This window comes from Paenibacillus sp. JCM 10914, from assembly GCF_001315105.1.
Classification (GTDB): Bacteria; Bacillota; Bacilli; order Paenibacillales; family Paenibacillaceae; genus Paenibacillus_AQ.
Genome location: NZ_BAZR01000026.1, coordinates 67,104 through 77,422 on the forward strand (window position 1 = coordinate 67,104; position 10,319 = coordinate 77,422).

13 protein-coding genes are annotated in these 10,319 nt (G+C 45.8%); all 13 read right to left on the reverse strand.

All coding sequences use genetic code 11. The annotated features are described in order from the left end of the window. Nucleotides 1-9: 9 nt before the first annotated feature. A complete protein-coding gene (locus tag JCM10914_RS21950; RefSeq protein WP_023964789.1) occupies nt 10-1,020 on the reverse strand; it encodes a HAMP domain-containing sensor histidine kinase in 1,011 nt (336 codons plus the stop codon). Continuing rightward, nucleotides 1,017-1,694 carry a response regulator transcription factor gene (locus JCM10914_RS21955; protein WP_023964791.1) on the reverse strand — a complete coding sequence of 226 codons (678 nt, stop codon included), beginning with the start codon at nt 1,692-1,694 and terminating at the stop codon, nt 1,017-1,019. The genes JCM10914_RS21950 and JCM10914_RS21955 overlap by 4 nt, the downstream gene beginning before the upstream one ends. 354 nt (nt 1,695-2,048) lie before the next feature. After that, nucleotides 2,049-2,957: a fumarylacetoacetate hydrolase family protein gene (locus JCM10914_RS21960; RefSeq protein WP_023964793.1), complete on the reverse strand. Its 909-nt coding sequence runs from the start codon at nt 2,955-2,957 to the stop codon at nt 2,049-2,051. Between the two features lie 19 nt (nt 2,958-2,976). Next, the gene (locus tag JCM10914_RS21965; protein ID WP_023964795.1) at nt 2,977-3,750 is read right to left on the reverse strand and encodes an SDR family NAD(P)-dependent oxidoreductase; all 774 of its coding nucleotides are present in this window, start codon (nt 3,748-3,750) and stop codon (nt 2,977-2,979) included. 104 nt (nt 3,751-3,854) lie between these two features. Beyond that, nucleotides 3,855-4,784 (reverse strand): mandelate racemase/muconate lactonizing enzyme family protein, encoded by a 930-nt coding sequence (locus JCM10914_RS21970; RefSeq protein ID WP_023964797.1) that lies wholly within the window; start codon nt 4,782-4,784, stop codon nt 3,855-3,857. Then, entirely contained in the window at nt 4,781-4,951 is a 171-nt protein-coding gene (locus JCM10914_RS30840) for a hypothetical protein (protein ID WP_023964799.1), read from the reverse strand. The genes JCM10914_RS21970 and JCM10914_RS30840 overlap by 4 nt, the downstream gene beginning before the upstream one ends. 32 nt (nt 4,952-4,983) lie before the next feature. Further along, nucleotides 4,984-5,751 (reverse strand): SDR family NAD(P)-dependent oxidoreductase, encoded by a 768-nt coding sequence (locus JCM10914_RS21975; RefSeq protein WP_023964801.1) that lies wholly within the window; start codon nt 5,749-5,751, stop codon nt 4,984-4,986. A gap of 30 nt (nt 5,752-5,781) precedes the next feature. Then, nucleotides 5,782-6,963: an extracellular solute-binding protein gene (locus JCM10914_RS21980; RefSeq protein ID WP_052019894.1), complete on the reverse strand. Its 1,182-nt coding sequence runs from the start codon at nt 6,961-6,963 to the stop codon at nt 5,782-5,784. Nucleotides 6,964-7,088: 125 nt separating this feature from the next. Further along, complete coding sequence (locus tag JCM10914_RS21985; protein WP_023964805.1) at nt 7,089-7,754, reverse strand: GntR family transcriptional regulator; 666 nt, start codon at nt 7,752-7,754, stop codon at nt 7,089-7,091. Between the two features lie 112 nt (nt 7,755-7,866). Next, nucleotides 7,867-8,127 carry a hypothetical protein gene (locus JCM10914_RS21990; protein WP_148300244.1) on the reverse strand — a complete coding sequence of 87 codons (261 nt, stop codon included), beginning with the start codon at nt 8,125-8,127 and terminating at the stop codon, nt 7,867-7,869. Between the two features lie 403 nt (nt 8,128-8,530). Further along, nucleotides 8,531-9,271 (reverse strand): MFS transporter, encoded by a 741-nt coding sequence (locus tag JCM10914_RS21995; RefSeq protein WP_370570274.1) that lies wholly within the window; start codon nt 9,269-9,271, stop codon nt 8,531-8,533. A 123-nt stretch (nt 9,272-9,394) separates the two neighbouring features. Further along, nucleotides 9,395-9,628: a hypothetical protein gene (locus tag JCM10914_RS22000; protein WP_023964813.1), complete on the reverse strand. Its 234-nt coding sequence runs from the start codon at nt 9,626-9,628 to the stop codon at nt 9,395-9,397. 271 nt (nt 9,629-9,899) lie between these two features. Then, the gene (locus tag JCM10914_RS22005) at nt 9,900-10,220 is read right to left on the reverse strand and encodes an SgcJ/EcaC family oxidoreductase (protein WP_231638737.1); all 321 of its coding nucleotides are present in this window, start codon (nt 10,218-10,220) and stop codon (nt 9,900-9,902) included. Between the last annotated feature and the right edge of the window lie 99 nt (nt 10,221-10,319).

A 10,319-nucleotide genomic window follows, 5' to 3' on the forward strand; every position in this document is an offset into this window, starting at 1 on the left:
AACTTTAGGTTAAGCTCTACCAATAGCTACTCTTGTGCCATTTTCATTTGAAGTAAAGTCAGCCTTCAGCTTCATTTTGTTCAACATATAATGACAAGTCGATAAACCAATCCCCGCCCCATCCCCATAGGAAGAGTTATTCATACCTGGATCTCTGTCTGCAACAATGATCTGTTCTTGTTCTACATCAACCACAATGTTGGCATATTTCCCCTCTGCTGCATGGCGAAGAATATTCTGAAATAAATTGTCCAGAACCCGTGTCATCCATGTAGGATCTGCTTCCCAATAAAAAGTCTCCGCTGCCGGTAAATTAACATCCAGCTGAATTTCTTTTTCTTCAAATGCAGGATACCACGCAGCAACAGATGCCCTTACTAAACGTCCAATATCTGTTGAAACAGGCCCAAAAGGATGTTTCCCTGAGGTAAGCAATGTATAGGAAAGTAAATCATCCATTAGATCTCCGACCCTAGTAATCGTATGGTTCATCTCTGCTAATGAGTGTTGTCCTTCGAAACTCAAGGTTTCTTTATTTAATCTGGTGACATGTCCTCTCAAAATGGTAAGTGGCGTTCGTAAGTCGTGAGATAAATTCGCAATGAGCCGATGTCGTAACAATTCCTCTTCATATGCTCGTTTACGACTGTCTTCAAGCTGCTGAATCATCCAATTAAAAGAACTTCCTAACTCGTCTATCTCATCCATACGATCCGATTGAACAGATATGGGTTTAGGGAATGAGTTATTTTTAGCTGAAACTGACATGACTTCCTGTAAGCAGGCGAGACGCTTTTGAAGTTTCAAGAAGAACAGCCAAGATAAAATAACAAATGCAACAATAATAAAACCAAACAATAGCACGGTAACGTAAAATAGATTTAACGTATTTATATTGTTTTCATTGATATCTGAAGACCCAAAAAACGCACTGAAGAAAATAAGCATAACCGGAGGAAAAAAGATAAATAGAAAATGTGCTTTTAGAAAACGACGAAATAATGATCTATTCTGCTTCATAATTTCACCCGATAGCCTATCCCCTTCAACGTTTCAATAATATCCGGTGAATCTGGATGACGTTCCAACTTTTGGCGCAGTCGATGGATATGCACCATTAATGTTTTATCACCCGTTATATATGCTTCTTCCCAAATAGCTTCATAAATTTGTTCTTTTGGCAAAACTTGATTGGGGTGCCGTAAGAAGTACATTAAGATTTGATGCTGCCGCCCTGTCAATATAATTTCTTCTCCTGTGGTTTTGTCAAACACCATTTGGCCTTGTGGATCTACTTCAATCTCATTTCCTAATGAAATGCGTTCGGAATGTATTCCGCCCCTTCGACGAATTAATACTTCTAATCTTGCAACCAATTCATCCGTATGGAATGGTTTCGTTACATAGTCATCAGCAAATTGTAAACCATCTACCTTATCATCTATCGATGTTCGAGCAGTTAACAGCAAAATAGGAACAGCAGGAGCTGCCTTTTTTAATCGTCTTCCCACAGTAAATCCGTCTAAACCGGGTAACATGATATCCAAAATAACGATTTCATGCTGATTTACTTCTCTTTCGGCCCCTTCACCAGTTAGCAGCCACTGAACTGCGAACCCTCGCTGTTCTAATTCTTCTTTTACCCAACTGCCTATTTTCTCATTATCTTCAATATATAATACGTTTCTTTTCAAGTAACATCCCTCTCTCTAAATCGAGTTCACTATTAGACAGAGTAACACAAACTAAAACATGGTTTCCATCGACTGGAAATCCGGACATCAAGATTTGTAAGTCTGTTTTGATGAATGCCGCCGTGCTTCAACCGTAACGGCATGAACCGGGTGCGCAAAAAAACCGCTAAAATAGCGGCTTTCATTGCGACGATGTTTTTGTCCCTCAACAACCTCGTTCTATTTTAACACTTTAATCCGCGTGAACCTATCTCCAACCCGGTTCCTTTCGAACAAAAAGCTTTAACGTCACCATTACAAATGAAAGGGAATTAAGCTACCCTGCTATCAATTCGTGTTTCCACCGTTCAATCTTTAATATGCTTCGTCCACCATGCGATTGGTCAATTGGCCCAGTTTCTCGATTTCTATGGTAACAACATCCCCATGCTTCAAGTAGACGCGCCGATCTTCGGGATAACCAAGCACAACGCCTTCCGGTGTTCCTGTTAAAATAATGTCCCCCGGGTCGAGCGTCATATGCTGCGAGATGTAGCTTACGATTTCTTCACAGGAAAAAATCATATCGGACGTGTTAGACTGCTGACGAATTTCCCCGTTCACGGTAGACTGGATAGCCAGTTGATTCGGGTTGCCGACTTCATCGGAGGTGACCAGATAGGGTCCGAGCGGGCTGAAGTGGTCGCAGGACTTCCCAAGCAGCCATTGGGGGGTTCTCATCTGCAAGTCGCGGGCCGACAGATCGTTCACGTTCGTATACCCGAACACATAGTCCAACGCTTCTCCCTTCCCGACATATTTTGCTTTCTTCCCGATGACAATCACGAGTTCCGCTTCATAATCCACCTCTTGGGTCACCCGGTTGGGCAAGGCTATGTCATGCCCGTGTCCGGTCACCGTGTTACTGAATTTGTTGAAAAGGATCGGGTATTTCGGAATCGGCGCATTTGTCTCTTCCGCATGCCGGCGGTAGTTCAGGCCGATACAAATGATCTTGCCGGGACGGGTTACGCTCGGGCCATAAACGATATCCTTACTGTCCAGAACATAGCCTGCATCCGAAGAGCCTTCACTTGGAAGCGCGGCCAGGTACGCTTTTAATCGCTTAAGCCCCTGTTCTCCGCTTGCAATAACTTCCATAACGTCGGTTGGAATTCCCTCCGCCGGGTAATCCTCCAACGCTTTACCGATATCGACAATATGGTTATCCTGTTCAATTGCGAGGCGATGCTCGCCTTGTTGTTCAATCGTTGCCAATCTCATTTTTATTCACTCCTTTGGGTTATGCATTCTTGCCAAATGTGACTCCCCCATCGATGTAGAGAGGTGATCCCATCATGAATTTAGATTCATCGGAAGCGAGGAACAATGCCGCATTCGCTACGTCTTCCGGGCTGCCAAGATCATTGCTGAGCTGTCTGGATTTCAACGAACGCTTAGCTTCCTCAGGATCGGCATAGGAGGTTTTAAGATAGTTTTCCACGAAGGGGGTTAGAATCGTTCCCGGCAGCAAGGCATTGACTCGAATATTATAGGGCGCATAATCCACCTGCATGGACTTTGTTAGGGCAAGCACCGCCCCTTTGGACGTTGCGTAAGAAGCTCTCCTCGCCAATCCGATCTCGGCAATGCAAGAGGACATATGAATAATGCTGCCCGATCTGCGCTCTATCATATGAGGCACCACGTACTTGGTAGGCAAGAACACGCCGCGGATATTCACGTTGATGACCTTGTCCCATTGCTCGGGCTCAATCTCGTGTATCGCGCCGACTCCGCTAATGCCTGCGTTGTTGAACAGCACGTCAATGTGACCGACAAGATTCAAAGCCTTGTCCACCATCGATTGAACCGACTGCACGTCGGTTACGTCGGCCTGGATGAAGTGGGCGATGCCACCGGCAGCCCGGATTTCCTTAACCGTCTGCTCTCCGGCAGGCTCTTGAATATCGTTAACGATCACAGTAGCCCCTTCGCGGGCAAACAATAGCGCCGAGCTTTTGCCGATTCCGGAGCCGGCACCGGTGATGATCACCGTTTTATTGCGTAATCTCATTTCAGTTCCCCCCGATTTGTACGGATGTTATGCCAAGCAGAGCAACTACAACAACTACGCCATAGTTGCTTCTGCTATTCGTGGCCTACTATCGATGTACCTGCTTACCTGACCCGATATTCGTTAAAATAGCGAGGGATAATCGTCGTCGAAGCGCCCGGCTGTTGCGGGAGCGTGTAGAAGCCATTGACTACGTTAATCGGCTCTTCGAAAATGTGCTTGATCCAAGGGATGTATTCCAGCATAATCGCGTTCGGCGTAGCGGCCACAAGATGCTGATGAATTTGTCCCATATCCCCGACATGAGGACACACAGGGAGATCGTGAGCAGCAGCAAGGCCTGCGATCTGCAGCCATTCGGTGATCCCGGCTACCCGAGTAACATCCACCTGCACATACTCAACGGCTCCTTGCGTGATATAGTCCCGGAAAGCGTATTTATTGTAGACATGCTCTCCAAGCGCGATAGGAACGTTCAATTCATCCGCAAGCTTGCGGTGCCCCGAGATGTCGTCTGGATTTAGCGGTTCCTCCAGCCAGATCAAGTCGAACTGCTCCAGCTTCTTGCCCCAGGTCATGGCGGTCGTAATGTTCCATTGCTGGTTGACGTCGATCATCAGACCGACCTCATCGCCGATTGCACGCCGGACGGCCTGCACCCGATCGAAGTCTTCCCGCGGATCCGGCTTGCCGACTTTCATCTTGACTGCCGTGAAGCCTTGCTCCAGAATCCCTGTGATGTCTTTAATCAATTGGTCCTTGCTCCAGTTCAGCCAACCGCCGTTCGTATTGTAGGCTTTAATCTTATCCGGCTTATGCCCGCCCAAATATTGCCACAGCGGTTTTCCGGCCGCCTTGGACATAATGTCCCACAACGCGATGTCGACGGCTGCAAGCGCCATATGCGTAATGCCGGAGCGTCCGATCCAGTGCATCGGACCGAAGCGGAGCTCGTCCCAAATTTGTTTGACGTTAAACGGGTCTTTACCGATAAGTGCGGGTGCATAATACCGGTCGATCGTGTCGGCGATCATTTCATCGCCTTTAGCCGTCGTACCGGTATAGCCGTAGCCGACAAGGCTTCATCCGTTTCGATGCGAACGCCGGTGACTCCCCAATGCGTGGCCACGTTAATGGCATCCGTAATCGGCGGAGTGATCGGGACATGCAAAATGAAGCTTTCCGCTTTTGTAATTTTCATAGAGTCATCACCCTTCAGGTATAATGGTGAAATTAGTATCCAAGAGACGCTCCACCGTCAACCGGCAGCGCTACACCTGTAACGAACCGCGAGCCGCGCGAAGCTAGAAATAACGCAGCATCGGCGATTTCCTCGGAATCAGCGGGCCGGCCGAGCGGATGCATATTATTAAGAAGGCGAGTCGTCTCCTCCGGATCGTCTTGCTCAAGCCTCCACTTCTCCAAGAGCGGTGTCATGACTCCGGCAGGGCACAGACAGTTTACCCTGACGCCATCCGGCGCATAATCGAGTGCAAGCGCTTTCGTAAGCGCTACGATTGCGCCCTTCGTCGAAGCGTATACCGCATTTTGCTTCTGACCGACGAGGCCGTTCAGCGAAGCCATATTGACGATGTTCCCTTTCGACTTGCGAAGCGCAGGAATGCACGTCTTGATCATCAGAAATACGCTTTTGAGGTTGATATTAATAACCCGGGTCCATTCGTCTACCGTGACCTCTTCCAACTCCTTGGGCAAGATGGTTGCTGCATTATTGAACAGGATGTCGATACGACCGAAGCGTTCCTCGACTTCAGCGACAGCTCTTTGTACATCCTGCTCCGATGACACATCCGCCTTGATCACATAGGCCTGCCGTCTCCCAGGCTTGGACGAGATGCTCTCCGCTACCCGCTGACCGCCCGCTTCGTCGATATCCACGATGATGACGCTAGCGCCCTCCTCCGCGAATCGCTCCGCTGCGACTTCACCAATCCCTGAACCTCCGCCCGTTATGATGCACACCTGATCTTCCAGCATCATAGATTCTCTGACCTCCTCATCCAAAATCGTTTACCTGTACGCTCCAACTACCTTGCCGATTTCGAAGGCCGCCTTATCCAGCGCCTCCTGCGGCTCGAGACGACCAACGATTGCGCTTTGAAAGCTCTGCCAGAGAATGTCTTCCGTGAGCGGATATTCTGGGAACTTCGGAGGAATGACCACACTCGTACGAATCGTTTCCTCCAATAGAGATAACCTGCGCGCTTCCAATGAATGCTCTGCCGCTGCTTTTTTCAGCTTGTCCATTACGGAAGTTCTGACCGGCACATGACCATGGTTCGCATCGATGAGCTGGCTCTCGTGAGAGGTGAGGTGATGCAGTAACTGCACGGATTGTTCCGGATGCTGCGTTCCAGCAAGAACTGCGAACGAATGGCTGCCGCAGTAGACGGCGCGCCGTCCCTGCGAGCCCGCCGGCGTTAATGCCAAGTCGAAGCGTCCGGCCAACGGAAACGCGGGATCGGTGAACAGACTGAAATAACCTGGCCAATCCGTGACGAACGTGCTGTCCCCGTTGCGGAAGTTGGCCGATACTTCGTCGTACTCCATCTCCGGCAGTCCTTCAGGAGTCAATCCTTCCTTATACCAATCCCGCAGCCGCTGTAACGCGGCAAGGCCAGCCGCGCTGTTGAACGCCGGTTGCAGCCTCTCATCGAACAGTTGGCCGTCCTCGCTGGACAACAGTTCGAAGAAAGTGCCGAACAGCCCCGACCCTTTGCCTGGGTACACCAATCCGGTATAGCCCGCCGCTTTAGCCCGGCGTGAGGCTTCCCCCAACTGGTCCCAGGTTTCAGGTACGCCGATGCCCAGTTCGGCAAGGCGATCCTTACGATGCACCAGCAATCTTGCGTCAAAGTTTCGAGGGATACTCTTCAGCTCGCTTCCAACCCGACAAAGTTCAATCAGGGTCGGAGCGAAATCAGCCAGTGCGCTTTGGTCGAAATAGCGGTCTAACGACAGCAGGTGCTCCGCTTGCGAAGGCGCATATTTGGAATGCGTAGACACGAGATCGAAAGGACTCTCTTTCGCGTCGAACGCTTCCTTCAATAAAGCGTTCAACTCCGGATGCGTGCCTTTGAATGCGACATTAACGGCAATCCCTGTGATTTGTTCGAATACCTCAAGGCTTCGATAGAGTGGCCCATACATGGGGCCGTCTATTAAAGCCACTTTCAAGGAGGTAATTGGCATTGGTACTCCCCCCATCCTCATTATTAAAGCCCTTACAAAATCGTGTATGATTTTCATATTATCATACACGATTTTTGATGTAAATAAGCAAGCTCGAGCTTTTTAGCGGATACTTAACCCCCTTTTTATTTTTCGAAATTGACACGAAGTCTTTCGTGAGCGTTCCTTAAATGGTTGCGCATTGCCTCTGCCGCCTGTTCGGTATCGCGCTCAAGAAGCGCACGGACAATGAGTTCGTGCTCGATTTTTTCGGCTTCCACATCAATGTTGCAACGCGTATCATTCAAATACCGATGGATGCGCTGAATCAGGCTTGTCACCATGTCCTTCAAATTCTCGTTCTTCGCATAATGTAGAATCGTGCCGTGCAAGTCGCCATTCATCTTAAAAATTCTGGTTTCCCGGTCTACTTCCCCTCTCCCCGGTTCGTGGGATAGAAGGTCATCAAGAACAGCCTCAAGCCGATGGGGCGGAATATGTGCTATCGATTTGCGTATCGCCAAATCTTCGAGTTGACTTCGAATCTCAAAAATCTCGTCGATATCCTTTAAGCTCATTTCGGCAACGTACATCCCCTTAAACGGAATTAACCTTACGAACCCTTCCGAAACCAGACGGGACAAGGATTCTCTAATCGGAATATTGCTTACGCCAAGTTCCCTAGACAAGCGATCGATATTTATTTTATCGCCGGCCGCCATCCTGTGGGACAGAATTTGTTGCTTCAATATGTCATACAGTTCTTCTGTAAGAACGTAGCGATTCAATTTCTTATCTTTCTTTTCCGTCATATCTTTTTCTCTCCATTGTCTTTTTTTAAAAATTATACTACATCATGTATGATATATCGAAATAAAAGTCGCAATACATCAGGGTCCCCTATTGGGCTAGCTTGCTTAATGATCAATTCCTCATCCAGTCTTCAAAATTATCATTTAAAAACTCAATCTCACGCTCATAGTGCGCCAAGTGCCCTTCTTCAACCATTTTTTGATAGGCAGGATTTCCATTGGCAGCACCATTTCGTAATGTATCGCAAAGTACAGTTAATCGTTGAGTAATCCACTGTTGCAATTCTTTTGGGATTGGAATTCCATAGGATTCAAAAAACAATTGAATTCGCCTACTTCGCTCTGCTGCATGTAAATCGGCTTGGTATGACACTGTTTTCCCCGAAGAATAGTCAGGTTGCACTCTCCGCTGAAACGACTGAAGCTGTTGCAAATACGAAAAAAATCTTCACAAGCCCAATGCATTTTTTCATTAAACACACCTCTTTAGTTTTTATTTTATTATCTTTCTTTTATTAGACAGTTTAACAAATTTCTTACCTAAATGTTCCAAGAGAAAGAGCGTGCCTCTCTTTTCTATCGATCGCCAATTATCCACTCTTGATTAGCAATTCAAATTGGCTGATTAATAGTTAGACTTGTAATTTCTATACGTCTGCCCTCTCCATAAAATGGTAAGAGCAATAATTAGACCAACAATGGAAAAGGACAAAATCACTTGTTGAACATCAATACCCCAAGACACAAATAATGTTACACTTGCATAGGCCAGCGGATCAAACCCGTTCATGGCTAAGAATACAATACTCATGACCCCCCATAATGCGAGGATCAGTATCTTCTTGAGCTGAAGTGAAGAATGGAATTGAAACAAATGTCATGGTAAATCCAATTAAGAACGCCAAGGCTGTCAAAATATATAAATTAGGAATTTGACTAAATGCTATAGCTACGATCAATGTTGCAATTAATCCAACAATCGAGGTTAATCCCCTACGTCGTATTTTAACCATACCGATTATTACTGTACTTACTAGCATCCCAACTCCTAAAGCTGCATCAATGTAACTAAGATTAATGGGTGTCCCTCCATACGTTTCCACTAAAATTGGGATTGCAATGGATATCGCTCCGAAAGCAAAGAAGTTTAACGTAATTAATATCAGAGTACCTGTAATTAAAAATTTACTTGCTTTTACATAAGAAAACCCTTCTATTAGATCTTTAAGCGGTGTTTGTTTAATTGTGTTGTCTATGGGACCTTCTTTCAAGAAAGGTGGAAACATAAAAAAGGCAGACAAAAGAACAATAATAGCCGAGACTAAATAACCAGTTGTTACACCAGCGAATTCCATTACACTCCCAGATATAATAGGTCCAATAACAAAACCAATCTGACCCAATCCCTGAATAACGGCATTTGCTTGTTTTATTTGGTTTTTCTGTACTAATTTCGGGATTAATGATGTTCCAGCTGGTCCAGAAAATGCATCTAATGTTCCAAAAAATCCTGCCAGTTAGCTTAACAAAAGATAGCCGATCACAATGATCAGCTACCTTTTTATTTTGATTGAGCTAATGTTTTTCCGTAAGCTATATGGATCACAATTGTAGTCTAAATACAACCTACCACTTATCCATTAATCTCCCTTTGCTTCATTATCTTTCGGAATTAATTCATACAAGGCACGAACATCACAACCGATGGAATCGGCGATCGATATGGCAATTTTGAGTGGCATCACTCTTTTGTTTTCAATAAAGTCGTAAACTCGTTCCGGTTTAAAAAGCAAGGCTCTTGCTAGCCATTCCGCTGACTTTCCGGATTCCATCAATCGTTCATTCAGTAAGCAACGTCCTAGTTCAAATTTCAAAAAGCGATGACCTCCCGCATAAGATAATACTTACCTTAAGCGTGTCCATTGCCAGCATGAGTATACTTTAGCATCCAGCCGGTCGTGGTCGGCTGCCGTTATGTCCACGTTGGACTATCGTCTCCGGGTGTATTACAAATATTGCAGCTTTCAGATAAGGCAGCATTATTTTAAACTAAGGTCATTGAATTAACGTATTTTGCCCTGCGACAACTTTCCACGTGTCACTATCTTTAGTCATCACATATATGGCAGTGCTTTTTTGAGCGTTTTAAAGGTCCTGTCCAAGACTATTTGTTGAGGACTGCCCAATGTGTACAATTGCTACATCTGATCTAACAAATGAAATATTTAAGACCTCGTAACGGGCATATGAATTTCTTAGCGGTCCTTCATAAGCCAACCTATGAGCTTTATTTATTTGGTCCCAACCAGATAATCGAGATCCCCATACATTAACCCACGTAGCGTTGGCGGTGAAGTGGAAATCCAGTTCATCGGCATTATGTCGATTATGAGCTGACTCCATTTCGGCTATAATTTGTTTAATGATTATACCTTCTTTTTCTTGAGCATTAGGGTTTTGAGACACAGCTTATTCCTCCTATAAGTCAGAATCAACATGGTTACAAATTCAATATATATATAATCATTAAAATATACCAATATATATATTTATATAAATAAATTC